Here is a 25,008-nt window from a genome sequence, read left to right as displayed (position 1 = left end):
CCAACAAACAAATTCAGCCAACAAAAAACGCCCGACCACGCGAGCGTTTTCCTTCTTTCATCCGTATTAAAAGCTGTTTTCAATCACCAATTCATCCAGTCCGAATCGCTGCGTAGGATGGGCAGGAGCGCTCGCCTTGCCCAAAGTAATGATCATCGAAGGCAAGTAGCGGCTAGGAATATTGAAAGCCTGGATCAGCTTCTCTCTGTCGAATCCACACATCGGGCAAGTGTCGTAGCCTTTTGCCTTGGCGGCCAACATCAGCTGCATGGCTGCCAGGGAAGAGTTGCGGATCGCTTCATCGCGGGCGAGCTGCGGGTTGTCTCGGTATGCGTTCTCGATTTGGCTGATCATCGAGTCGCGCACCTGCTCGCTTACGTAGCCTTGAGCCAAAGCTCCATCGTAAACGGGGCGAGCCGACTTGTCGGCCTCCAGATCAGCCAAAATCACAATCGCTGCATGAGCTTTCACCACTTGTTCCTGACCGTGGGCGATCGGCAGCAGGCGTTCCTTGTGAGCCTGATCCGTTACTACCAGAAAGCGCCAGTGCTGCAGATTCCAGGAGGATGGAGCTGTAGCTGCTAACCGCAGGATTTCATTCAGTACTCCTCTCGGAATCGCTTCATTGGGATCGTACTTTCGGACGCTGTGACGCGCTTCCATAGCTTGCTCAGCAGTGAGTTTCATGTCTGTTTGCATGATATACATCCTCCTTTATTTCATCAAGTAGCAAAGTCAATACTTACTTTACTATAGTTACATACTGCATTTCCAGCCTATTTTTGTATATCTTGCAGTTGTATGTATGAAGGTACGCTTCGCTTTCAGTTTTCAGCTATCCTTGCTATTTCATGCACCGCTATATCTACTTCATTAGGAGGGTTCCGTTATGCCGTTTTCCGAAAAAGTTGTCGTCGTTACCGGTGCAGGACAAGGTATCGGCTATGCTGTCGCCGCCATGTATGCCGCCCGGGGTGCAAGAGTCTGCATTGCCGAAAAAAACCGGGAATTGGGGGAACGGGCTGCGACAAAAATCAGCCATGCCGGAGGAAACGTCTTTTTTCAGCAAGTGGATGTTAGCTCTCCTGCCGATATTATTCGGCTGATGGAGGAAGTCGCGGAGCGCTGGGGCCATTTGGACATCCTGATTAACAACGCCGGGGTATCCACATGGAAGTCTCCGTATGAGCTGTCCGTAGAGGAATGGGACCAAGTGATCAATACCAATCTCCGCAGTGTCTTTCTCTGCTCGCGGGAAGCCGCACTGTTGATGCGGAGAACCGGCGGAGGCGCGATCGTCAACCTCTCCTCCACGCGCGCCCACATGTCCGAGCCCCACTCCGAGGCATACGCCGCTTCCAAAGGCGGCATTCTTGCTCTGACTCACGCTCTGGCGCTTTCCCTCGGTCCGGACCGTATTCGCGTCAACGCCATCTCCCCTGGCTGGATCGAAACGGGCGACGAAGAAGCACTCCGTCCGGAGGATCATGAGCAGCATCCCGCCGGCCGCGTAGGACGTCCGGAAGACGTCGCCCGGGCCTGCCTATTTTTGACCGACGACGAGAACGACTTTGTCACCGGTACCGAGCTCGTCCTCGACGGGGGCATGACTCGGAAAATGATTTATCTGCCTTGACTTCGCTCTCTAACGAACTTCGCTTTCGATTATTTCGTTGAGCCGCCTTTCTCCATATGCAGGAAGGCGGTTTTTCTTTCTATGTACAAATTCTATGGACAAAAATTTCTTCACTCAAATTGAAAAGCCACTCGGCGTAAAACCGAGTGGCTTTTGTTGTGGCTTCTGCTTTTGCTTTTGCTTCTGCTTCTGCCTTTGCTTTTTACATTTGTCCCAACGTTTACCAGGTGCGAATTGGTGGCGAACCAGGCGGATTGTGGGTCAGCTGATCGGCGATCGGAATGCCGTATGCCATCACGATCAGGAAGAGCAGTACGCCCACCCATACCGGCCAGCGTTCCAGAATCCGGGGCGTATGCTGCTCCGCCTCTGTTTCCGCGATCGGGTATTCGGTCTTTCCTTTCGGGGCATAGAAGGTCAGGTAGCCCAGGATCAGGATCAGCAGTACAGCCGCTACGAACAGCAGCCCGCCGCCAAACGCCATGACGCGTTGGTAATCCATCCAGCCGAGCGCCAGCGGATGATCCATGTAGGTGGTATAATCCGTCCGGCGAGGCGTTCCTTGCAGGCCCAAATAGTGCATCGCAAACGACATCAGGAACATTCCCACCGACCAGAATACGGTTTGCACCATCCCCATGCGGTTGGCTGTACGGGTCAATGTCCGCCCGGTCAGCACAGGGATAAGCCAATAGCTGACACCGAAGAAGGTCAGAGCGACAGCGGCACCTACTGTAATGTGGAAATGGCCGGTGACAAAGATCGTATTGTGTACGACCGCGTTCATCTGGTTGCTGGCGTTGATGATCCCGCCGGCACCTGCCGGGATAAAGAAGAGCATGCCGACGAATGGCGCGAAGAAGCGGACATCGGACCACGGCAGCTTTTTAAACCAGCCGAACAGTCCCACTCCTCCCTTTTTCCGCCCCGTTGTTTCAAAGGTGGCGAACATGGAGAAGGCAGTCATCAGCGACGGTACGACAACGATCAGCGTCAAAATGACGTGTATCATTTTCCAGCCTGCGGAAATACCCGGCTCCATCAGCTGATGGTGGAAGCCGACCGGCATGGAGAACAGAAGCAGCGAGATAAAAGCAAGCCGAGCGAGCGAATCGCTGAATACATGGCCGCCGATGACGCGCGGAACGCAGACGTACCAGGCGATATACGCAGGCATCAGCCAGAAGTACACCAGCGGATGGCCGAAGAACCAGAACAAGGTACGGCTGAGCATGACGTTAATGCTCGGTGTCCAGCCCAAAGACCAGGGAATAAGCTGGAACAGAACTTCGACAGCAACCGGAACGGTTGCGATCAACCACAGAACAAAAGTCGTGACCGACATGTAGACGAACAGTGGAGACAGCTTGCCTCTGTTTTCCCGTCTCCATTTGCGGTAGCTGCTAAAAATCGCAAACCCGCCAAACCAGCTCCCGACAACCAGGAGCGCAGCGCCGATGTAGAAGTACGGCGACGCCTTCAGCGGCGCGTAAAAGGTGTAGAGAACGGAAGCGTCGTTCGTAACAATCGTCACGACAGCCATTGCCGTCCCGACCGTCATCAGCACCCATCCTGTCCAGCCGAGCCCGCGGGCAGTTCCGTGCAGAGAGCCTCCCGTCGTTTTGGCTACCCCGGACAAGAGGAATCCGATGATGAAATACGTCGTAAAAATAAGTGCCATTAACACTCCGTGCGCGGTCAAAATCTGATAGTAATTCGTCCAACTGGGCAGTTCGACAAGTCCGCCCCGCACCATTCCTTGGAGCATCCCGGCCAGTGCAGCCAAGCCAAACGCCGCGTATGCGACCCAAACGTAAGCGAGACTGAGACGAGCCGTAGGACGGTCGACTTGCGCCTGCCCGATTGTTGTATGATTCATGTTATTCACCTGCCTCTATTTCACAATAATGGTGGTCGCCATCACCTGGTGGCCGGCGCCGCAGTATTCGTTGCACAAGATCAGGTATTCTCCCGGTTTGTCAAAGGTGTAGGATGCAGAGTTGATATGGCCCGGCATTACCATGAAGTTGACGTTGGTTCCCGGTATTTGAAATCCGTGGACGACATCCGGACTGGTGACGTGAAAATTCACCTTGGAACCGACCGGAACTTCCATTTTATTGGGCGCAAAGCCGAAAGCAAACGCCGTCATGTACGCATCGTACTCGTTGTCACTCAGCTTTTTCAGGCCAGGGTTGTCGAACGGAGGAGTTTCTGTCACTTTGGCCGGGTCAATCATTTCCATGTTGCTCGGAGGAGCCATTCCCATCGCGAAGGCGTTCACGCACAGCAGCACGATGAACAATGCGAGGCCCCCTGCTCCCAGAGACAGCCAGATTTTTTCATAACGGTGCAGATGCATCGTTTCCTCTCCCTTCTCATTGAACTTGCTCTTCTATGCACGACCCAGGAATAGTCCGAACACACCAAACCAGCTTAGGAGTATGATTGCGCCCACCAGCAATACAGCGATAAATGTCCCTTTCAGGTTTTGCGACTCCGGCTGTGTCTTTTTCGCCTTGTCGTTTTGGCGCTGCGTATCTGTTCTCGTCTCCACGGCTCACTCCTCCTTTCCTGAAACCGTGACCGGCGTTATTCCTTTTTACGCCTTCATTCTACCCCCCGGCCAGTTGCGGTGTAATTCAGGGAAAACCCCTAAAATGCTCCGGGAACCTCCCGATATTCCCCGATTCCTGACACATTTTGGACATAAGCAAAACCGGATGAAAGGCGCGGAGCAAGCGAGGCAGAAAAGAGCATAAAAAAGGGCAAGCATCTGCGCTTGCCCTTCTGCATTGTTATTCAAAATCAAGCCATCCCTTTTTGATCGCATACCGGACCAGATCAGGCCGGGTACGCAGATGAAGCTTCTCCATGATGTGCGCCTTGTGAGATTCCACGGTCTTGACAGAAACCGTCAATTGCTCGGCAATTTCCTTGTTGCTGAAGCCCTTGGCGATCAGGATCAGGACTTCCTTTTCCCGCTCCGTCAAAATCTCGTATTTTGCCTGCTCCTCGCCGTTTTTCACCATTTGCAAAAATTCCTCGATCAGCGATTTGGTCGCCGACGGATACAGGTACGCCATCCCTTTGGACACGGTCCGGATGGCGGCGATCAGGTCGAGATCGGGAGCGCTCTTTAAAATGTAGCCCGCAGCCCCTGCCTGCAGCACCCGGAACAGGTACTCTTCGTCGTCATGCATGGTCAACACGAGCACCTGGATGTCGGGAGCGGCCTCCTTCAATCTCCCCGTGGCAGAAAGTCCGTTTTCGCCCGGCGGCATGCTGAGATCCATCAAAACCACATCCGGCTTGATTTCCAAGGCCTTGTCAAAAGCCTCTTTCCCGTCTGCGGCATAGCCTACGACTTCCAAATCCGGCTGGGCGTCGATCAGCATGCCCAGACCGGAGCGGACCACGGCATGGTCGTCAGCGATCAGGACGCGTATCCCCATGTTCTGCTTCCCCCTTTGGCAATGGTATGCGAACAATGACAGTGGTGCCTTCCCCGATCGCAGAACGGACATCGACGCTTCCTCCCAGCAGTTGGGCCCTTTCCTTCATCCCGAACAATCCCAGCCCGGAGCCTCTGTGCTCGGCTGCTTCCACGTCAAAGCCGACACCGTCGTCCACGATAGTAACCACCACTTCTTTTTCTCTGTCTTCAAAGACGATACCCAGCTTTTCCGCCTGGGCGTATTTGGCTGTATTCGTCATCGCCTCCTGGACGATGCGGTAGAGAGCTGTTTCCATCGCTGCCTGGTAGCGGCGCCTTGCACCCTGCACATGGAGATCCACGGTGAGGCCAAAGCTCTTTTCCACCCGTTTGATCAGGGAGCGCAGAGCCGGCAAAAGCCCGAGATCATCCAGGGCTGAGGGGCGCAGCTCCAGAGCCATCCGCTTTACTTCTTCCATCGCTTTGGCCGTCAGTTGCTGGACATCCGCGACATGCTGCTTCATCGCCCCGCTCAGCTTGCTCTGTCCAAGGACGTTCAAGCCGACAAGAATGCTGTACAAAGCCTGCCCTACGCCATCGTGAAGCTCCCGGGAGATGCGTTTCCGCTCTTCCTCCTGAGCCTGGATGACGAAATTGGTCAACTTATGCTGGTACCGTTCTTTTTCCGCCCGCTGTTGATCAGTCATGTCGCGGAGGATCATCACCATTTTGCCTGGCGCCCCTTCCGGAAGTCTGGTCGAACTGGCAGCCACGGGATATTCCCGGCCCTCTTTTGTCCTGAGCCGCATCTCAAAGGAAGGCATTTGCGAGCGTTTGAAAAAGCAGTCTGTACAGGTGCTCTCCTCCTGACATGTCGCCATGCCCAGACATACTTCGCATATATGTTTTTTCCCGACCAGTTCGTCCTGCGACCATCCGGATATCCGTTCCATAGCGGCATTGACGGTCACGATCATCCCGCTGTGATCGACGACGAGAACAGCATCGCTGATGTTCGTAAAAATCGACTGCAGCAGCGAGACGGTCTCTTGAGACGTACCCCGTTCTTCCTTCCACGCGTTCACCTTGTTCCTCCTCGCAGACAAACATCCATATTGCTATTGTAGGCTGTGGGCCGGGGAAAGTGTATCAGGGAATTCCCTTAACCTCCGCCCTCCATCCACCTGTTAATGGGACTGGAGGCACGGTTTATGCACCGGGCGACGCTCCACTGTCTTGCCTAAGCAAAAACTGGGCGGCTTTCTTTGCGGGAAAACATGAGCAACCCGGCACCTCCTTCCTTGCACGCCATATAGCTGATAAAAACAACTGTGCGTTGGCACACCGGGGGAGCTATGCATGTCAGGGAATCAAGCAATCTGGCTGTTTACTGGAGCCGCTACTCTGTTTTTGGTCGGAACCGATGTCTTTATCATGTCGCCGCTGCTGCCTGCTATATCCGCTGAGTTTGGTGTGACACCGGCTGCCGCGGGCTGGCTGGTAACGGTCATGGCGGTCATGTATGCATGCGGCTCTCCCTGGGCCGGTACATTATTTGACAGGCTTCAGGAAAGGCGCAGCTATGTATTGGTGGCAGGATTAGTCTGTTTTGCGCTTGCCAATCTGGGGACAGCGCTTGCCGACAGCTTTCTGCTACTGCTCGGCAGCCGGTTGGCAGCCGGACTTTCGCTGGCCGCTATCGCCCCTTCCGTCTACGCCTTTGTCAGCGGTCTCGCTCCTGCCAACCGGCGGGCGGCATGGCTGTCTGTTGTCGTCTCCGGCAATCTCACCGGCTTGTGGGTCGGTACGCCGCTCGGCACTTTGCTTGCAGGCTGGGAAGGCTGGCGCTTGCCGTTTCTCTGTATAGCCGCAGGAAGCTTGCTGCTTGCACTCCTGAATGGGCGCGTATGGCCAAAGATGCGGAAAAACACTCTGATGCCCCAGACAAAGCGCCGCCCTCTCTGCGATGTCCTGCGCTCTGTCGTGGTAACCATATTGTGGTCGATGGCGATGTACGGGGTGTATACCTTTTTGGGAACGGCCCTTGCCCAGCAGAACGAGTTTACGTCCGCACAGCTTGCCGTATCGCTGACGGCATACGGAGTCGGAGCGATGCTGGGGAGCTTGAGCGGCGGAAGGCTCGCCGACTGGATTGGAGAGCGTCCCGTTTCTACTGCCAGCCTGCTTGTGCTCGTCCCCTTTCTATCTCTGGTCGGTACGCTTCCCTCGTCAAATTGGCTTTATCCGCTCCTGTTTCTGTGGGCGTTGGTCGGGTATGCCTTCGTGCCGTCCTACCAATCGCGCTTGTCCAATGAGTATCCGGGCGAAACGGGCAGAATCATGTCCTGGAACATTACCGGCATGTACATCGGGATGACGCTCGGTTCTTATTTGGGCGGACCGGTTTATCAGCTATGGGGGTTTACTGCGCTGGCGCTGATTTGCGGAGGATTTGCGCTCGGGGCCGGAGTGTTGAGCATGGGATTTGTAGGCAAACAGGTGAGGAATGCGCCCCCTGATCACCTATAAAAATGAAATCTGTTTTTCTGTATTTTGCGTGTTATAATTTAGCAAATTCTTTTCGAAAGAAGGAAGATCGATGAGCGAGTTACATAATATCACGATCAGAACACTCGGATCAGAAGATGCCGAACGATTCATAGCCTTGCGCCTGGAGGCTTTGAAAGCAAATCCGGAAGCTTTCTCGACCACCTATGAAGAAACGATCCAGGACAAAAACCTGTTGGACACATGGAAAACCCGCTTGACCCCCACCCTGGATTTGTTCACGATGGGCGCATTTGTCGGCGATACCTTGGTCGCTGTAGCCACGCTCAAACGGGAAACGTATGTAAAACTGCGGCACAAGGCTTCTCTGGTAGGCGTCTACACCACCCCTGCCCAGCGCGGGAAGGGCATCGCCAAAAAGCTGATTTCAGCCATTATCGAGAAGGCAAAAGAGCTGGACGGTCTTGAACAGATCAATCTGACCGTAGCCAGCGACAATGAGGCTGCGCGCCATCTCTACCTCTCCTTGGGCTTTCAAGTATTCGGCACGGAAAAGAATGCCCTCAAGCAAAACGGCGTTTATTCGGACGAAGACTACATGGCTTTAGCCCTGTAGCCCTTGTATGAAAAATCGATGTTGCAATCACCGATCTTGCTTCTTGCACCATTTTCCGAAACTATTTTCTGCGGCCTCCGTATTTTCCATCAAATGGAAAAAATGGGGTGGGATGCATGGAGCTGTTTATCTTTGTGTTTGAATTTATCGGCAATACTGTCGGCATGCTCCTCAGCAAAGATCGTGCCTAGCTGGCGGGGTTTCAGTGCCTAACTGATCCGACTCAAAAACCGTACCGGGAAGCCCTCTCAGCCCCAAAAAGAAAAGCGGGCCAGCATGACAAGCTGGACCGCTTCTTTGTTTTCACTCTTATTTTTTCGGCTCCTCAGCTGCCGCCGGCTCCACGGTCACCAGGTTGTCAGCCGGCTCCACGACGATTTTCTCTGCCACGCCCTGCGGAATGGCGCTGCGGGTCAGCTTTGGACTGTAGAAAGCAAACACTTTCGCATCCTTTTTCAGATCAGCGATCGCAAGCGCTTTGTTGCCATCTGTAGTGACAATCTTCGTCTGGTCGTTTACGAGCAGGTGGATCTTTTCAAACGAATTGTCGGTCAGACGCTCGCCCTCGACAGCGATTCGCACTCCGCCATCCTTGTTGTCCTCGACACTGGCGACAGACCCGAATGTTCCGAGAACGTCCTCGGTCTGCATGCTGTTCTTGATGACGATCTCTTTCGCCGCCGTTTGCGGCGGCAGGCTCATCGCCATGAATTTCTCGTGGACAACCTCGATTTCCATGCCCAGCTTCAAGTCTGCTGCCTTGGCTTCCTTGCCGTCCGCTGTGACGATTTTCGTTTCATCCGCTACATGCAGCAGGATGCCCCGCTGATAGCCATTCAGCAAAATCGATACTTTGCCGTCCGTGTTGCGGATACTGGTGATCGTTCCCGCCTTCTTTGTATAATCCTGCTCCTCTTCTGCCGCAACACTGACAGAGTTTCCGGACACCTGCACCGGTGTTTGCAAAATTTGCTCCACAAAGGCGACCGGCACATAGGTGTTGCCGTTAATCAGCTTTGGCGTCGCTCCCACCGATTTGTACATGCGGGCAAAGGGATAACGGTCCTCGCCAGCTTTGGCATAGCTCCAAACGGCCCCCTTTTTCACTTCAGCCGCTTTGGTCTGGCTGTTCCAGCTTACTTCATATCCGAGCGACTCCGCTACTTCCCGAAGCGGTACCAGAATCGTCTGTTGCTGCTTATCGTCAATGGCGAGCTTGCCAATTTCCTGTCCTTTTACCTGTACGGACAGTTCGCGTACGGGCTCAGACGTAGCGAATGCGCTGACTCCATTCATCGTGAGGACTGCTGCTGCCAACAAAGTTATGGAAACAGATTTCATTTTTTTCATGCTGTCATCTCCCATTCATCTCTTGTTTGGATGTTGTCCTGCTATTGGGACGACAGCAAAGAAAAAAACGTTTCACGATTTTTGAAAACGGAGTGTTTATAGTTCAAGCTTCTCCCCTGATTTAAGGGTTTGCCACGCCCTGCGGAGCCTGCGGAGCCCGCGGATACGGCACATCCGGCTTGCCGGCGGGGTTGTTGTACAGATAATCGGGCACCTTGCCCACGACGAGCGCTTCCGTGATCGGGATCTGGGTCACTACCGTTTTTTCCTCGGTGGCAAAAGGGATGACAATCCTGAGCGTAACCTCCACCTGGATGTAGACCGTGACCAGCACCATGTTGATTCCGGCCTGCTTCATCCCCGTCTCCAGCCTGGTCTTTACCGAACCAACCGGGACAAAAGAGACAGGGATTTCAGGACCGTAATGCTCGAGAAACACGCTTTTGGTCGCCAGGCCAAGCGGGACGGTAATCTTGACGTTCTCCTCCTCGAACTCCTTCATCCGGTTTTGAATCCGGGTGGTCGTTTCCCCCACAATCCGGGCGTACTGTTCAAAATTGAAATTCATCGCCTTGACGTTTCCCTCGTTGTCCTTTTCCATGACGATAATTTCGTTGAAGTCCACTCCCTGCTGGGTCAGCCGCTTGGTAACCACGTCCGTGATCGCGAGCTTCGCCACCTGATCCGCTTTCTGGGTCGCAATCAACAGCAAGGTCGGTTCGATCCGTTTCTCGACGATCACGAACAGGACCATAAACGCGATAAGCAGCGCGACAAGCGTCAGGAAGAATCGTCTCCCCCTCCGCCGCCAGCCTCCTTTTCTATAGCGAACCACGATTTCGCTCTCTCCCGGCTTTTTGACATCTGCCTTGCAGCGGGATCAGGAACGCACTGTCCCTGCAGTCGATTTGTTCGCTGGGCGCGGACGTCCGCGCCGCAGCACACCTCCCATACCCGCGACGAATGTAGGTATGCCGGCCGCTACGATAATCAGTGCCCAATCGCGGAAGTACAGATCGGTCGTTTTGAAAATCGGCTGCAGCGCATCCAGATACACGACCCCAAGCACGAGCACGATCGAGGAAAGCACGGCCCATACAAGATACTTGTTTTCAAAAATATTGCGATGGAAAACGCTGTGCTGGCTGCGGCAGTCAAAGACGTGGATCAACTGGGCCATGACGAGTGTGACAAATGCGACAGTCTGCGCGTGGACGAGGTCATCCGGGTTCTCCCGCCAGGTCAGCCAGAAGGCCAGAAGCGTCATGAGGCCGATCAAAAAGCCGCGGCTGACAATCTTCCATCCCAATCCCCTGGCGAAAATGTTCTCATGCTTGTTGCGCGGCCGCTGGTACATCGTGTCTGCCTCGGGCGGATCGACCCCCAGTGCCATCGCCGGCAGCCCATCCGTCACCAGGTTCACCCAGAGAATCTGGATCGGCACCAGGGGCAGCGGCATCCCCAAAATCATGGCGAAGAACATGACCAGAATCTCACCCACGTTGGAGGCGAGCAAATAGCGAATAAATTTCCGGATGTTGTCGTAAATGTTGCGGCCCTCTTCGACCGCAGCAACGATCGTGGCAAAATTGTCATCACGCAAAACGAGATCGGCGGCTTCCTTGGTCACATCGGTACCGGTAATCCCCATGGCAATCCCGATATCTGCCGTTTTGATCGCAGGCGCGTCGTTTACGCCGTCGCCAGTCATCGCCACTACATGCCCGTTGCTTTGCAAGGCGCGGACGATCCGAAGCTTGTGCTCCGGCGAGACCCGGGCATAGACCGCGACCCGCTCGGCCCGTTCGGCCAGCTCTTCGTCGGTCAATCGATCCAGCTCGCGCCCCTCCATGATCTCTCCGTAGCCGCGCATCAGCCCGATTTGGCGGGCAATCGCCTCAGCGGTAATGCGATGGTCGCCGGTAATCATCACCGTCTTGATGCCTGCTTGATGACACAGATTGATCGCCGGGCGCACTTCCTCGCGCGGCGGGTCAATCATGCCCGCCAGTCCGACAAAGATCAGGTCGGTTTCCTTTATTTCGGCCGATTGACCCCTGCGATAGCCTTGCAGCGGCTTGTAGGCGAATCCCAGGACCCGCAAAGCCTGGGCGGCCATTTCCTCTGTCTGGTCCAAAATCCGGTGGCGCATCGTGGCGGACAGGGGCTGCACCTGGCCGTTCCACATGATGTGGCTGCATCTGGAAAGCAGCGCTTCCGCCGCCCCCTTGGTCAACAGGACATAGCTTCCGTCGCTTTTTTGCTCCACGACCGACATCATTTTGCGGTCGGAGTCAAAAGGCAGTTCGTCTACGCGAACACCCTCCTGACGCCCTTTGCCTGTCTCCGGATCGAAGCCGAGGCCCTTGGCCGCCAGTACCTTGAGTGCGCCTTCCGTAGGATCTCCCACCACCTGCCACCGCTTCACCGCTTTCCCCATGCCAAGCAGTCTGCGCGCCTTCTCCTCTTCGCAGGAGAGCTGGGCGTTGTTGCAGCGCTGGGCGATCTGCAGCAACTGAACCAGCGCCTGATCGCGGTCGGGAGCAATTTGCTTGCCCTGCAGAAGAAAGGCGCCATGCGGCTCGTAGCCGCTGCCGGTTACCTGATAGGTCGTGTTGCTATGCCAGATGTGGGTGACGGTCATTTTGTTCTGCGTCAAGGTTCCTGTCTTGTCGGAGCAAATGACTGAGGCACATCCAAGCGTTTCTACGGACGGCAGCTTGCGGACGATTGCGTTTCGCCTGATCATCCGCTGTACCCCCAAAGCCAGGGCAACAGTCACGATGGCCGGCAAACCTTCCGGGATCGCGGCGACCGCCAAACTCACACCGGCGAGAAACATCGTAAACAACTCATGACCATGCCATACCCCTGCTCCGATCACGACCAGCGTGAGCAGAACGGCGACGACTACGAGGATTTTCCCCATTTGCTCCAAGCGGATCTGCAAAGGAGTCTCGGCTATCTCCGCCTGATTCATCATATGGGCGATCTTTCCGATCTCGGTATCCATTCCTGTGGAGACGACCAGCCCTTGCCCGGTCCCTCCGGTCACCATCGTGCCCATGAATGCAAGGTTTTTCTGGTCTCCGAGCGGCACCGCATCATCGGACACAGCCGAGAGCGCCCCCGCGGTTTTGGAAACCGGAACAGACTCCCCTGTCAATGCCGACTCCTCGATCTCTAGCCGATTGGCTGAAAACAGACGCAGGTCAGCCGGGACCCGATCCCCTGCTTCCAGCAGCACCAGATCGCCGGGAACGAGCCGGGATGCCGGGATCAGGAAAAGCTGGCCGTCGCGCATCACGCGGGCCATCGGGGAGGCCAAATCCTTTAAGGCCTGCAGGGACCGTTCTGCCTTGGCTTCCTGAATAAAGCCCAGCACCCCGTTAATGAAAATGATGGCGATAATCGTGATGGCATCGAGATACTCTCCGAGAAAATAAGAAATCAACGTGGCAACGAACAGAATCAGCACCATGAAATCTTTAAACTGGTCAAGCAAGACCGTAAACAGCGGCTTGCGCTTGTTCGCGGCCAACTGGTTGGCGCCGATCTTGGCCAGTCTGCGCTCCGCTTCACTCTGGGACAGTCCTTCTCTGGCGTCGCTGTTCAGCGCTCTCGTCACATCAGCAGCCGCAAGCGTGTACCATTTTTGATTGGGCCTTGTGTCCACCTGAATCTCCTCCATCCCGTTCACACTTCATCTCATATGTATGCAGACAGGCCCCAAAATAACCCACTTGTCCGGGGAACACACAAACAACCCGTCCTTGCTTGCAGAAAGGACGGGTCGATTTACGATCTCACGTGAAGCTTTTGAACAAACCGATACAGATGAGCAGGATGGGGGGAAACCAGGTAAGCCGCGACAGCCACTTCCACCTTCCGGCCTGTTGCCCCAATACCACGCCAAGATACAGCAGGCCACCGCTCATCGCGGCGATACATGCAGCTACCGTCAGGGGAGAATAGCCTAAGAATGTCAAACTGATCCCCGCGCCAAAAGCGTCCAGCGACAGCGCCAATCCCAGCAAAACCGCTTCCCTGCCCGTAATATGCCCCGATTTGTCGGCATCCGCATAAGAGGGGTCTCTGAGGATCTGGATGATCAGCCCAAAAATGCGGAATTGGGATACGAGCGCCGGATCGCCGCTTTGTTCAGACTCGCCTGCACTTGTCTGGTCCTTTTTGGCTGAACGGGCAGAGACCAGCCGCCACAAGGTAAATGAGCCCATCCCGATCAGTACAGCCGCTCCGATTTGTTTGCCCCACTCCGGTGACAGCCAGAATACAAGCGTCGAACCTACTGCCATTACCGTATACACCACGGCAAAGGAACAACCGGCGACGACGGCAAGGGATATCAGAGGAATCCGCATATTCCGAAGACCGTATGTCAATCCAACGGTGACGCTATCCATGCTAATCGCCAGGGACACAAGAAGAAGCGAGAGCCAGCCGCTCATGATGCCATCACCTCTCTTTCCCGTTGCCCTTTAGAATACGCTCCGCGCTTATCCGATGTGCCCTTTTTGACCAGGGGCGTTTTCCCGCAGCTTTCGCTCATCTGTAAACAAGATATGTTTCAAGCAAAAAGAAAAGCCCGGAGGGTATGCCCCGGGCCAAAAACTTGCGTGTTTACAGATCATCAAAGCCGCCAAAGTCAAAATCGTCTCCGCCTTCATCGCCGCCGGACTCTTCGCCCGACTCCCCGAAGGCAAGCTCACCCGCATCCGACATGAGCTCGCCCAAGAGCATTGCTCCCAGGAGGCCCGCAGCCATTCCGCCGATCATGCCGCCCATGCCGGAACGACCTCCATGCATTTGCCCATAGGAAGCCATGGACACATACGGGATGGCTTGCGGATTTTCCGCGTACTCGCGCAGTTTTTCCAGCAAAAAGCGGGACAGCTCCTCTTCCTTCTCTGCGGCAAGCAGCTCCTGCGGCACGATGAGCTCTGCCTTGTACTCCTTCTGGCGTCCCATCAGCATGCCCGGCACGGTCAAGTCGAGCTCGAGCAGCAGCCGCATTTCGCCAGGCGTGGAGAAAAAGACGACATCCAGCTCGCGCAGCGGTATCCCCAGCGACTGCCCTGTAAAGAACGAAAACTCTTGTCCATAAGGAGTCAGACCGCCGGAGTCCGGCTTTTGCCGCAGGTCCAGCCGGTTCAGGGCGTTCAGTACCCGCTCCACCGGCTCCGGCGGCAGCACCTCCACCCGATCCATGTCAGTCGGATCAAGCGCCATTTCCACGTCCAGCTTTGTCTGCAAGCCGTACTGGATAGACGGCGACGAGATCGCCAGCCCCTGCGGAAGCTCAAAGGAAACGGGGATGTCCACTGTGTAAGGCTTTGGCAGTACCTTAAAGCTGTGGGCAACCTGGACGGAATGCACCTGACGGGTTACGATTTGCCCTTTGACCCGGGCGTTCATCATCAAAAGAACGCTCAGCTCTGTAATCCGCTGCTCCACGTTCCCGCCTTCGATATGAATGTGTCCGGTCACGGTTTCACCCAGGCGATAAGCCGGCTGATCCAGCCGAAGATCCACGGTTGCTGCGCCTACGCCGAATTTGGCCATCAACTTTTTGAACATGACGGGTTCCTCCTTATCAAATAAACGAACGCTAATATATCCAGTGTAGCAAAAGCTGGGTGGCTGCGCGAGTGGCACCGGCAATTGTTCACGAAACGATCATGGAGGAACGCCGCCTGCCTCTTACCGCCTTGTTAATCGATCGTTTAATTGGCGCTCCTTTCCGGGTCAGCTTCCGGGAATGCACACGGTAGCTGACTTGCGGCAAGTCACTGGCAAGCCTGCTTTCCTGAAGGAAAAAAGAAGCAGACTTCACGGTCTTTCCCGCTCCTTTTTTCCTGCCGGCTCATTTTGGCCTGCCACTCATTTTTATCTGCCAGTTCATTTTGGTCTGCCAGCTCCTTTGGCCTGCCCTCTACTTCATCCGGTCGAGCGCAATATTCAGCTTGAGTACATTCACCCGGGGCTGTCCAAAGACACCCAGACTCCGCTCCTCGGTATACTCGTCAATCAAGGCGTTCAGCCTAGCCTGATCGAGATTCCTCGCTTTTGCGATGCGCTCTACCTGTACGCGAGCCGCCTCGGGGGAAATGTGCGGGTCCAGCCCGGAGCCGGAGTTGGTCAAGAGATCGGCGGGGATCTCTTCCCGCTTGACTGTCGGATTGGCCTTCAGAAAAGCCTCTATGTCCTTTGTCGTCCGCCCGGCCAAAGCCGGATTGGACGGGGCGTAGTTGTTGGAGCCGGAGCTTGCCGCATTATATTCAATAGAAGAAATGCGTCCCGTAAAATACTTCGGGTCTGTAAACGCTTGGCCGATCAGCTCTGAACCGATCACGTTTCCCTTGTCATCCACGATCAGGCTGCCGCTCGCCTTGGCGGGCATCGCCAGCTTGGAGATGCCGGTCATCGCCAGCGGGTAGGCAAGCCCGCAGATCAAAAGCAGAACGACACTGAGACGAACATTTTGCAGCATGGACATTCACCTATTCCTTTCCATTATGGGTGTCGTGACGATTTAGACCAGGCTCAGCGAGACCAGCGCCAAGTCGATCAGCTTGATGCCGACAAACGGAGCGGCGATTCCGCCCAATCCGTATAAGGCAAGATTGCGGCCAAGCAGCCTGCTTGCGCTCATCGGGACGTATTTGACCCCTTTCATCGCCAGCGGAATCAGGATCGGGATGATGACGGCATTGAAGATCAGCGCGGACAGTATGGCGCTTTGCGGTGTAGCCAGCTGCATGATGTTGAGCGCCGACATCTGCGGAATTGCCAGCATGAACATCGCCGGGATGATCGCGAAATACTTGGCGACGTCGTTGGCGATGCTGAACGTCGTCAATGCTCCGCGGGTCATCAAAAGCTGCTTGCCAATCGCTACCACCTCGATGATTTTGGTCGGATCGGAATCGAGATCCACCATGTTGGCTGCTTCCTTCGCCGCCACGGTACCGCTGTTCATCGCCAGCCCGACGTCCGCCTGGGCCAGCGCCGGAGCGTCGTTGGTGCCGTCTCCCGTCATAGCGACCAGCTTCCCTTGCGCCTGCTCTTTTTTGATCAAGGAAATCTTGTCTTCCGGCTTCGCCTCCGCAACGAAGTCGTCTACCCCCGCCTCACGGGCAATCGTCGCCGCCGTCAGCGGATTGTCGCCCGTGCACATGACGGTGCGGATGCCCATCCGCCGCAGCTCCTCGAAGCGCTCCCGCATACCCGGCTTGACTGTATCTTTGAGATAGATCAGCCCGAGGATGCGTTCGTCCACGGCTACAGCCAAAGGCGTGCCGCCCTCTGTGGCGATCAGCCGCATTTTCTCCTCCAGCTCCGCGGGAATCTGACCGCCTTTTTCTGCGATATGCGCCTTGATCGCATCGACAGCTCCTTTGCGTATTTCACGCCCGTCCGGAAGCAGCGTGCCGCTCATTCTCGTCTCCGCCCGAAATTCGATTCCCACTGCCCGAGGGATATCCAGAACAGGCGAAGAAACTCCCTGCCGCTTTGCCAGTTCGATAATAGACCTTCCCTCCGGCGTCTCGTCAAAGATGGAGCTTTGCGCCGCAGCCAGGCTCAATTCCTCCTCGCTCGCATTCCCGACCGGGAAAAAGGCCGCGGCCATCCGGTTCCCAAACGTAATCGTTCCGGTTTTGTCCAAAATAATCGTGTTGATGTCGCCTGCGGCCTCTACCGCTTTCCCCGATTTGGCGATCACATGGAACTGCGTGACGCGATCCATGCCGGCGATGCCGATGGCTGACAAAAGCCCCCCGATGGTGGTAGGAATCAGGCAGACCAGCAGCGCGATCAGCGTCGCCATGGGGATAGCTGCATTCACGTAACCGGCGATCGGCAAAAGCGTCGTGCAGACGATCAGAAAAATCAGCGTCAGCGTGACGAGGAGCGTGCTCAATGCGATTTCGTTCGGCGTTTTTTGCCGCTTGGCCCCTTCTACGAGACTGATCATGCGATCCAGGAACGATTCGCCCGGATCGGCAGTGATCCGCACCTTGATCGTGTCGCTGACGACCCGCGTTCCGCCGGTGACCGAGCTGAAATCCCCGCCCGCCTCCTTGATCACGGGGGCGGACTCTCCGGTGATCGCCGATTCATCCACCGACGCGACGCCTTCGACAATTTCGCCGTCGCCCGGGATCATTTCGCCCGCCTCGACGATCACGAGATCGCCCTTTCGCAGCTTGGTGGCCGGGATCGCTTTGACGCTTCCATCCTTTTGGACGAGCCGGCCCACCGCATCCTGTTTCGTTTTTTTCAGGCTGTCCGCCTGCGCCCTGCCCCGGCCTTCGGCGAGCGCCTCGGCAAAGTTGGCAAAGAGGATCGTGAACAGCAGGATCAAGCTGACGGCCGCATTGTAGCCCGGATCGGACTGGCCGCCAAAAGAGGTCGGAAAAAAAGCCAAGAGCAGCGTGATCAAAAATCCTGCTTCGACGACGAACATCACCGGATTTTTGCACATCACGCGCGGGTCCAGCTTCCGGAATGAATCCAGCAGAGCCCGTTTGTACAAATCATGGGAAAGCGCGGTTTTGCGCTGTGTACTCATCGAAAGTCTCCTTCCCCCGGAGCCGCTTTGTTTATACTCCGGGTCGGCAATAATCCAAGGTCAGCCATATCAATTACATACACGTGTCTATCGGATCGTCAGCCACTCGGCCACTGGACCCAGCGCAACGACCGGGAAAAAGGTCAGCGCCCCGACGATCAGGACTGTCGCCAAGAGAATAAGCAAAAAGACGCTGCTGTCGGTCTGTAGCGTGCCCAAGGTCACCGGCACCGGCGTTTTTCTGAGCAGCGACCCGGCTACCGCAACCATCGTGATGATGGAGATGTACCGCCCAAACAGCATGACCAAGCCGGTCGAAATATTCCAAAACGGCGTGTTGTCCCCCAGCCCTTCAAAGCCCGAGCCGTTGTTGGCAGCCGAGGACGTGAATTCGTAGACGACCTGCGAAATGCCGTGAAAGCCGGGATTGGAGATGGCGGTGCTGCCCATCTCGGTGGCAAGAGCCACGGCGGACGGCGCCAAAATGATCAACGGGTGGACGAGAAGCGTGAGCGCGATCAGCTTCATCTCCTTTGCCTCGATCTTGCGGCCCAGAAACTCGGGCGTCCTCCCGACCATCAGCCCGGCCAGAAACACCGCCAGCAAGGCGTACATCAGGATGTTGACCATGCCGACTCCGTCGCCGCCAAAGACGCAGTTGAGCATCATCTGCGCGAGCGGAACCAGGCCGCCCAGCGGCGTCAGGGTGTCGTGCATGTTGTTGACCGTGCCGGTCGTGGCGGCTGTGGTCACCGCGGTAAACAGGGCGCTTTGCACGATGCCGAAGCGTACTTCCTTTCCTTCCATGCTGCCCATCTCCTGAGAGAGGCCCGCTTTTGCCAGAGCCGGGTTGCCGTTCGTTTCACTGATGTACACCATGGTTTAAAAGGCAAGGAACATCAGCCCCATAGCGGCAAACAAAATCCACCCCTGCTTGCGGCTTTTCGCCATGTGCCCAAACGCAATCGGCAGCGCGGCCGGGATGACAAACATCGAGAGCATTTCCAGCACATTGGTAAACGGCGTCGGGTTTTCAAACGGATGGGACGAGTTGACGCCGAAAAAGCCGCCTCCGTTCGTTCCCAGATGCTTGATCGCAACCTGGGAAGCTACAGGCCCTCGCGCGATCTGCTGTTCCACGCCTTCGAGCGTATGGGCGGTCGCCGCCGGCTCCAGCGTCTGCGGTACTCCCTGGCTGACCAGTACCAGCGTGACGACGACAGCCAGCGGGATCAGCAGCCGTGTATGGGCACGCACCAGGTCGACGTAAAAGTTGCCGAGGCTTTTTTGGCCGGTCACTCCCCGCATGAATGCCATCACGGCGGCGATTCCCGTCGCTGGCGTAGTAAACATCAGGTACATAATGACAGCCATTTGCGACAGATAGGAAAGTCCTGTCTCGCCGCTGTAATGCTGCAGGTTCGTATTGGTCAGAAAGGATGTGACGGTATTGAATGCCAGCAGCGGTTCCATCGCGCCGATGCCCGCCGGATTGCCCGGCAAAATCCCCTGCAGCCGCAAAATCAGATAGCAGATGGCGGCCATCGCCAGGTTGCTGGCCAGCAGAGCCACAACATACTGCTTCCAGTTCATGTCCCCTGTCCGAATGCCGGACACCTTATAGAGGGCCTGCTCTACGCCGCCGAACACTTTGTCCATCCTGGTCCTCTCAAGGGCAAAGGCCCTCTCCAGATAACGGCCCATCGGGATGGCGGCCGCAAGCAGCAAGGCCAAAAACAACGAAATTTGGATGAAGTCCACAACAAGCTCCTCCTCACATGTTTCAAACAGACGGACTCTAGTATTTCTCCGGATAAACAAGGGCGTGGCACAGGTATACGATCAGCCCGGCGGCGATCAACAGCAAAACGCTCATTCCTTCTTCCCCTCCTGCTCTTCTGCTACTGCCTCGCAAAACTTGACGACGCCGTAAAAAATCGCAAACGACAAGGCGATCAGCAATACGGAAACCGCGTCCATCTTCGAGCCTCCCTCCATGCTCAGGAAATTGCTTATAGTCCAATCCACCCGGAATACTTGCTTGCTTTCATCCTCCCTTTGACTTGTCGTGTATGAGCCGAGCGGACTCTTTCGCTTACGCCTCTGCCCCTCTCCCAAGCGATGCCCGGAGCGGTGCCTTTGGGTAAAAAAATAGACCAATGCTTACTCCTTCCCCAGGCGACAAACAAGCACAGGCCACTGCGGGCAGCCAAAAAAACAGCCGCTCGCAAACGGATCGGGCCGGACGGCGATTCATCCAGAATCGCTTCTCCCTTCGATCCGCCGGTTGTGTCTCTTGCTTTGCCTTGTCGGGGAAAAAGTACTCATTGGTCTACCTAACGCCCAGCCGGCAATCCATTGCCCTCTTTGCGCTCTGTCTCCCTGTTCCTTTTTCCAAAACAGACGATTTTTACTGACAGAAAAACGAAAAGACCTGCAAATCAGATCGAACAGGCGGATTGCTGCCGCATTTGGGCAACAAAAAAAGCCTCCTCGAACAGGCGGTCTTTTGACCTCCCTCGCTTTAGCCGACGAAGTTAGCTGACGGGTAGGATGGCGAAAGAGTTTCTCATCCCTTCCACAAAAACCGTGGAATTAACCCCTACTGATTGGGTCCTCCGCTCCCGGGCGCCCCGGGACTAGGCCAGATTTGCAATTGGTTGTTATGTGTCATTATAAGTCGGACGCGATTGGTTGTGAACGGCTGATTTTGACCGATTTCCGATTCTTTTGGGAGAAAAATCGGAATGAAAACGGATAAATCGTTCATTCTCTCAAGCGATCAAATTATTTTGCCCGTTATCTCCCGTTTCCTTTTTTCTCCATTCTCGCGTTGACAGCCTCTCTGGCGCTCAGTAAGATAGGGCTCAATGACAAGATAGGGAGGAATTGGTTTGGCCGTTTCCCACAAGAAGAAAATGGAAGCCGAGATCAGCGAAGCGTTTATCAAGTTTCAGCGCGAACTGATCGGACGCGGCCCGCAGGAAGGAAAATCGTACATCGTCGGCGATATGGTGATCTGCCGCTTCAAAGGCGTCCTCACTGTCGAGGAAAAGCATTTGGCTCATCATGAAAAGGGACGCCGCGTGGTCAAGGAAATGCGAGAGGTCCTGCGCGAGATGTACAGCAAGGAGTGCGAGGAGATCGTCGAAACCATCACCGGCTGCAGGGTGCTTTCCAGCCACAGCGATATCAGCACAAAAATGGGCGAGCGGATCGAGGTTTACGTGCTGAACAAGGATTTGGAGAAGGCGCTGTTGGACATGAAAAGCTAAACTCTAGTGAGTCATCGCCGTTTGGAGGGAACAAAGCTTGAACGAAAAGTATCGGAGGCAGCAGGTGGTGCTCGATCCTCTGAAAGCAAACATTTACAGTATCTTCTTTTCCATCGCTTTTTTCATCGCTGCCCTTTTCCTGTACGGCGGCGAGGTGACGTTTTCCGTGTCGATCCAAGGTCTTTTTCTCTTTCTGCTATTGGTGGTCGCCGGGATTGTCGTCCATGAATGCTTGCACGGGATTGGCTTTTTGCTCAGCAGGGAAGTCTCGTTCTCCGACATCCGCTTTGGATTTGTACCGAAGAAACTGGTTTTCTACTGCTGCTGCGCAAAACCGATTGCGGTATCCCGCTACCGGTTCGCAGTACTGCTGCCCGGCTTGATCTTGGGATTGGTCCCTTTTTGTCTTTCCCTTATGGGACATTCGCTTTTTTGGTACTTGTGGAGCTTTTTTATGATAGCCGGCAGCTTTGGCGATGTTTACATCCTGTGGACACTGCGGAAGTATGACCGGCAGACGCTTATTACCGATTCTGTGGACAGCATCGGTTATGACGCCTATATTCCCGTGGAAGATGGCAATGGAAGCAAGTGAGGTTTGTCACAGCAGCGTTCATCCACCCCAAAAATACAAAAAAAGCCGCGTATGCGAGTGACGTTTGCCATCACCCGATACGCGGCTTCTTTACTTCCAAAAACCGTTTTACGCTACAACATCGTAGCCCTGATCTTCAATCGCTTCCTTGATCGCATCCACAGTCAGTTTGCCTTCGTCGAAAGACACCTCGACCGTTTTTGCCGCCAGGTCAACTTTGCCTGCCGCACCCAGCTCCTTCAGCGCTTTTTCAATCGAGTTTACGCAGTGGTTGCAGGACATTCCTTCTACTTTCAGCGTTACGTTTTGCATCATGATCTCTCCTTCTCAATTTTCCTTTTTATATGATAACCATGCCGCCTCACCGCTCCCAAGGTCAACCCTGGGGATGAGACAGATGGGTCTTGCCTTGTTCTATGGCATGGCCAGCCGGTTGCTGGTGAGGAGCCTCGTCGGGACCGGCCCAGACTGTGTACAGCTGATAGCCGCCGATGACGAGCAGCAGATAGACGATTGCCGAGAGCGCCCATTTTGTTTTGAGATTCATCCTCGTTTCCCCTTTCCCATTACAATTTCACCCGCTGCAGGCGCAGGGCGTTCAGCACGACAGAGACAGAGCTGAAGGCCATTGCGGCCCCGGCCAGCCACGGCGCGAGAAAACCGAGTGCTGCGAACGGAATCCCGACTGTATTGTAGGCGAATGCCCAAAACAGATTTTGCTTGATGTTGCGGATCGTCTTGTGGCTCATCACGATCGCGTCGGCGACACTGGTCAACTCTCCGCGCATCAGCGTGATGTCCGCCGCTTCCATCGCCACATCCGTTCCGGTGCCGATGGCCATGCCGATGTCGGCTGTAGCCAGTGCGGGCGCATCGTTGATGCCGTCTCCCACCATCGCTACTTTGCGGCCTTGCTGCTGCAGCTTTTTCACTTCGTCCGCTTTTCCTTCCGGCAACACCTCGGCAATCACCTGGTCAATCCCCGCCTGACGGGCAATCGCTTCTGCCGTCTGCCTGTTGTCCCCGGTCATCATGATGACAGTCAGGCCCATTTCCTTCATCCGCTTTACCGCTTCGCGGGAAGTCGGCTTGATCGTGTCTGCCACGGCGACCATACCAGCCAGGCGTCCATCGACAGCAGCGAGCATCGCTGTTTTTCCTTCCTTCTCCAAGGAAGACATGACATCTGCGGCCTGTTCATAGGAAATCGATTTTTCGGCAAGCAGGCGGCGCGTTCCGACGAGAACCTCCCTGCCGTTTACGACCGCGCGGATCCCGAATCCGGGAATCGCTTCAAACGCTTCAGCAGCCCCCAGTGAAACTCCTTTTTCGCCAATCCCTTTGACAATCGCCTGGGCCAGCGGATGCTCCGAATTTTTCTCGGCGGCTCCGACCAGTGCCAGCAGCTCGCTTTCGTCCATGTCATAAGCAAAGACGTCCGTGAGCTCGGGCTCGCCTTTCGTTACGGTACCCGTTTTGTCCAGTACAATGGTATCCAATCGGTGCGCCGTTTCCAGATGCTCTCCGCCTTTAAACAGGATGCCCAGCTCTGCCGCGCGGCCCGAACCGGCCATGATCGAAGTAGGCGTAGCCAGTCCCAATGCGCACGGGCAGGCAATGACGAGCACCGCGATTCCCTTTTCCAATGCCGAGGCGAAATCGCCCGGCGAAACGAACCAGTACCAGATCACGAAGGTGAGGACGGCAATCCCGACTACAACCGGAACGAACACGCCGGATATGCTGTCCGCCAGGCGCTGGATCGGAGCCTTGGAGCCTTGCGCTTCCTCGACTACGCGGATGATTTGAGCCAGTGCCGTTTCTTTTCCGACCTTGGTCGCCTGAATCTGGAGAAAACCGTTTTTGTTCAGTGTCGCGCCGATCACGTTGTCTCCGACAGTCTTATCCACCGGAATGCTTTCACCAGTCAGCATCGATTCATCGACAGCCGACTGTCCTTCCAAAACGACGCCATCTACCGGCACCTTTTCTCCTGGCTTTACATAGACGATGTCCCCCGGGCGCACTTCGTCTACCGGAATCGTCATTTCCTCTCCGTACCGTATGACCACTGCCGTCTTGGCCTGCAAGCCCATCAGCTTGCGAATCGCCTCCGAGGAGCGGCCCTTTGCCTTGGCTTCGAACAGCTTGCCGAGCAGGATCAAGGTAATCAATACCGCGCTGGTCTCAAAATACAGCTCAATCATGTGGGCCCCTGTGCCGATGGATTGGATCGCCATGTACAAACTGTAGAAGTAAGCGGCCGAGGTGCCGAGTGCGACCAGCACATCCATGTTGGCGCTTTTGTTGCGCAAAGCCTTGTATGCTCCAACATAAAATTGTTTACCGACAACGAACTGAACCGGTGTCGCCAAAGCCAGCTGCACCCACGGGTTCATCAGCATATCGGGCAGCCAGATGAACGAGGTAAAGGAAAAGTGGCTCACCATCGCCCACAGAAGCGGCAGGGAAAGGATCAGGGAAAAGAGAAACTTTCCGGTCTGCCGTTCGATTTCCTGGGCCCGGCGGTCCGCCGTTTCCGCCTCGGACTGCTCATCCTTGCGTACGGCCTGATACCCCAGCTTTTCCACCTGCCTGATCAGGTCGGCGACGCTCGCCTGGCTCGCGTCGTACTCGACAGAGCCTGTTTCCAAGGCGAGGTTGACATGCGCCTGGATGACGCCCGGTACCTTTTGCAGCCCTTTTTCAATCCGGGTCGCGCAGGCAGCGCAGGTCATTCCCGAGATGTTGAGCTCTACCTTGTCGGTGATCACTCCGTACCCCAAATCCTCGATTTTTTTCTGGATGTCCTGAAAGCTCATTTTTTCGGCGTCATAGACAACTGTCGATTTTTCCAGGGCGAGGTTGACGCTTGCGGACTCGACGCCTTCGAGCTTTTGCAGACCTTTTTCGATCCGAATGGCACACGCTGCACATGTCATGCCGGATATGGCGACTGTCGCTTCTTTTACTTTGCCGCTCATGTTGATTCCTCCGAA

22 protein-coding genes, 1 pseudogene and 1 riboswitch are annotated in these 25,008 nt (G+C 55.4%); of the genes and pseudogenes, 6 read left to right on the top strand and 17 right to left on the bottom strand.

What is annotated here, in order from left to right; translation table 11 throughout:
- Positions 1-66: 66 nt before the first annotated feature.
- A complete protein-coding gene (locus tag NST37_RS02590; RefSeq protein ID WP_003389894.1) occupies positions 67-699 on the bottom strand; it encodes a nitroreductase family protein in 633 nt (210 codons plus the stop codon).
- Positions 700-889: 190 nt separating this feature from the next.
- Between NST37_RS02590 and NST37_RS02585 the strand changes: the two genes are divergently transcribed.
- Positions 890-1,636: a glucose 1-dehydrogenase gene (locus NST37_RS02585; RefSeq protein WP_339186191.1), complete on the top strand. Its 747-nt coding sequence runs from the start codon at positions 890-892 to the stop codon at positions 1,634-1,636.
- A 220-nt stretch (positions 1,637-1,856) separates the two neighbouring features.
- Here NST37_RS02585 and NST37_RS02580 read toward each other — a convergent pair whose 3' ends face one another.
- From NST37_RS02580 to NST37_RS02560, 5 genes are all read right to left on the bottom strand, one after another.
- Positions 1,857-3,515 carry a b(o/a)3-type cytochrome-c oxidase subunit 1 gene (locus NST37_RS02580; RefSeq protein ID WP_003389896.1) on the bottom strand — a complete coding sequence of 553 codons (1,659 nt, stop codon included), beginning with the start codon at positions 3,513-3,515 and terminating at the stop codon, positions 1,857-1,859.
- Between the two features lie 15 nt (positions 3,516-3,530).
- Positions 3,531-3,998, bottom strand: coding sequence for a cytochrome c oxidase subunit II (locus NST37_RS02575; protein WP_003389897.1), 468 nt, complete (start codon positions 3,996-3,998; stop codon positions 3,531-3,533).
- A 33-nt stretch (positions 3,999-4,031) separates the two neighbouring features.
- Positions 4,032-4,193 carry a hypothetical protein gene (locus tag NST37_RS02570; RefSeq protein WP_003389898.1) on the bottom strand — a complete coding sequence of 54 codons (162 nt, stop codon included), beginning with the start codon at positions 4,191-4,193 and terminating at the stop codon, positions 4,032-4,034.
- A gap of 241 nt (positions 4,194-4,434) precedes the next feature.
- Positions 4,435-5,091: a response regulator transcription factor gene (locus NST37_RS02565; protein WP_003389899.1), complete on the bottom strand. Its 657-nt coding sequence runs from the start codon at positions 5,089-5,091 to the stop codon at positions 4,435-4,437.
- Positions 5,066-6,157, bottom strand: a complete 1,092-nt coding sequence (locus tag NST37_RS02560) for a PAS domain-containing sensor histidine kinase (protein WP_003389900.1) — start codon at positions 6,155-6,157, stop codon at positions 5,066-5,068. Before NST37_RS02560 ends, NST37_RS02565 begins: the two co-directional genes overlap by 26 nt.
- A gap of 274 nt (positions 6,158-6,431) precedes the next feature.
- Here NST37_RS02560 and NST37_RS02555 point away from each other — a divergent pair, with 274 nt between their 5' ends.
- Together NST37_RS02555 and NST37_RS02550 are read left to right on the top strand one after the other, a co-directional pair.
- Positions 6,432-7,601, top strand: coding sequence for an MFS transporter (locus NST37_RS02555; RefSeq protein ID WP_024983321.1), 1,170 nt, complete (start codon positions 6,432-6,434; stop codon positions 7,599-7,601).
- 70 nt (positions 7,602-7,671) lie between these two features.
- Positions 7,672-8,196: a GNAT family N-acetyltransferase gene (locus NST37_RS02550; RefSeq protein WP_003389902.1), complete on the top strand. Its 525-nt coding sequence runs from the start codon at positions 7,672-7,674 to the stop codon at positions 8,194-8,196.
- Between the two features lie 309 nt (positions 8,197-8,505).
- Here the strand turns inward: NST37_RS02550 and NST37_RS02545 are convergent, their stop codons facing one another.
- The 5 genes from NST37_RS02545 to NST37_RS02525 form a co-directional block, all read right to left on the bottom strand.
- The gene (locus NST37_RS02545; RefSeq protein ID WP_171505962.1) at positions 8,506-9,546 is read right to left on the bottom strand and encodes a copper amine oxidase N-terminal domain-containing protein; all 1,041 of its coding nucleotides are present in this window, start codon (positions 9,544-9,546) and stop codon (positions 8,506-8,508) included.
- Positions 9,547-9,667: 121 nt separating this feature from the next.
- Positions 9,668-10,330, bottom strand: coding sequence for a sporulation protein YunB (gene yunB / locus NST37_RS02540; protein ID WP_232425953.1), 663 nt, complete (start codon positions 10,328-10,330; stop codon positions 9,668-9,670).
- Between the two features lie 96 nt (positions 10,331-10,426).
- The gene (locus tag NST37_RS02535) at positions 10,427-13,222 is read right to left on the bottom strand and encodes a calcium-translocating P-type ATPase, SERCA-type (protein WP_024983317.1); all 2,796 of its coding nucleotides are present in this window, start codon (positions 13,220-13,222) and stop codon (positions 10,427-10,429) included.
- 130 nt (positions 13,223-13,352) lie between these two features.
- Positions 13,353-14,015: a sporulation membrane protein YtaF gene (gene ytaF / locus NST37_RS02530; protein ID WP_003389907.1), complete on the bottom strand. Its 663-nt coding sequence runs from the start codon at positions 14,013-14,015 to the stop codon at positions 13,353-13,355.
- A gap of 172 nt (positions 14,016-14,187) precedes the next feature.
- Positions 14,188-15,144, bottom strand: coding sequence for a sporulation protein (locus NST37_RS02525; RefSeq protein WP_327955925.1), 957 nt, complete (start codon positions 15,142-15,144; stop codon positions 14,188-14,190).
- A 71-nt stretch (positions 15,145-15,215) separates the two neighbouring features.
- Here NST37_RS02525 and NST37_RS02520 point away from each other — a divergent pair, with 71 nt between their 5' ends.
- The gene (locus NST37_RS02520; protein WP_255320310.1) at positions 15,216-15,338 is read left to right on the top strand and encodes a hypothetical protein; all 123 of its coding nucleotides are present in this window, start codon (positions 15,216-15,218) and stop codon (positions 15,336-15,338) included.
- A 161-nt stretch (positions 15,339-15,499) separates the two neighbouring features.
- On the opposite strand, the gene kdpC is transcribed toward NST37_RS02520, so the two are convergent.
- From kdpC to kdpA, 3 genes and pseudogenes are all read right to left on the bottom strand, one after another.
- Entirely contained in the window at positions 15,500-16,057 is a 558-nt protein-coding gene (gene kdpC / locus NST37_RS02515; protein ID WP_339186755.1) for a potassium-transporting ATPase subunit KdpC, read from the bottom strand.
- A 42-nt stretch (positions 16,058-16,099) separates the two neighbouring features.
- The gene (gene kdpB, locus NST37_RS02510; protein WP_339186188.1) at positions 16,100-18,139 is read right to left on the bottom strand and encodes a potassium-transporting ATPase subunit KdpB; all 2,040 of its coding nucleotides are present in this window, start codon (positions 18,137-18,139) and stop codon (positions 16,100-16,102) included.
- A gap of 87 nt (positions 18,140-18,226) precedes the next feature.
- A pseudogene (gene kdpA / locus NST37_RS02505) lies at positions 18,227-19,900 on the bottom strand (potassium-transporting ATPase subunit KdpA).
- 750 nt (positions 19,901-20,650) lie between these two features.
- Positions 20,651-20,795, bottom strand: a riboswitch (cyclic di-AMP (ydaO/yuaA leader).
- 238 nt (positions 20,796-21,033) lie between these two features.
- Between kdpA and NST37_RS02500 the strand changes: the two are divergent.
- Together NST37_RS02500 and NST37_RS02495 are read left to right on the top strand one after the other, a co-directional pair.
- Positions 21,034-21,414, top strand: a complete 381-nt coding sequence (locus NST37_RS02500) for a DUF2294 domain-containing protein (RefSeq protein WP_003389914.1) — start codon at positions 21,034-21,036, stop codon at positions 21,412-21,414.
- A gap of 37 nt (positions 21,415-21,451) precedes the next feature.
- A complete protein-coding gene (locus NST37_RS02495) occupies positions 21,452-22,009 on the top strand; it encodes a DUF3267 domain-containing protein (RefSeq protein WP_024983313.1) in 558 nt (185 codons plus the stop codon).
- 108 nt (positions 22,010-22,117) lie between these two features.
- Here the strand turns inward: NST37_RS02495 and NST37_RS02490 are convergent, their stop codons facing one another.
- The 3 genes from NST37_RS02490 to NST37_RS02480 form a co-directional block, all read right to left on the bottom strand.
- Positions 22,118-22,321 carry a copper ion binding protein gene (locus NST37_RS02490; protein ID WP_003389916.1) on the bottom strand — a complete coding sequence of 68 codons (204 nt, stop codon included), beginning with the start codon at positions 22,319-22,321 and terminating at the stop codon, positions 22,118-22,120.
- Positions 22,322-22,385: 64 nt separating this feature from the next.
- On the bottom strand, positions 22,386-22,556 hold the full coding sequence (locus tag NST37_RS02485; RefSeq protein WP_155807946.1) for a hypothetical protein: 171 nt from the start codon (positions 22,554-22,556) through the stop codon (positions 22,386-22,388).
- Between the two features lie 19 nt (positions 22,557-22,575).
- Positions 22,576-24,993 (bottom strand): heavy metal translocating P-type ATPase, encoded by a 2,418-nt coding sequence (locus tag NST37_RS02480; protein WP_003389917.1) that lies wholly within the window; start codon positions 24,991-24,993, stop codon positions 22,576-22,578.
- Positions 24,994-25,008 lie beyond the last annotated feature (15 nt).

Origin of the sequence: Brevibacillus sp. FSL K6-6036 (genome assembly GCF_037964015.1) — a bacterium.
Lineage (GTDB): Bacteria > Bacillota > Bacilli > Brevibacillales > Brevibacillaceae > Brevibacillus > Brevibacillus borstelensis.
Note: the sequence above shows the minus strand (reverse complement) of the source record. Positions and strands in the feature narration are given on the sequence as shown.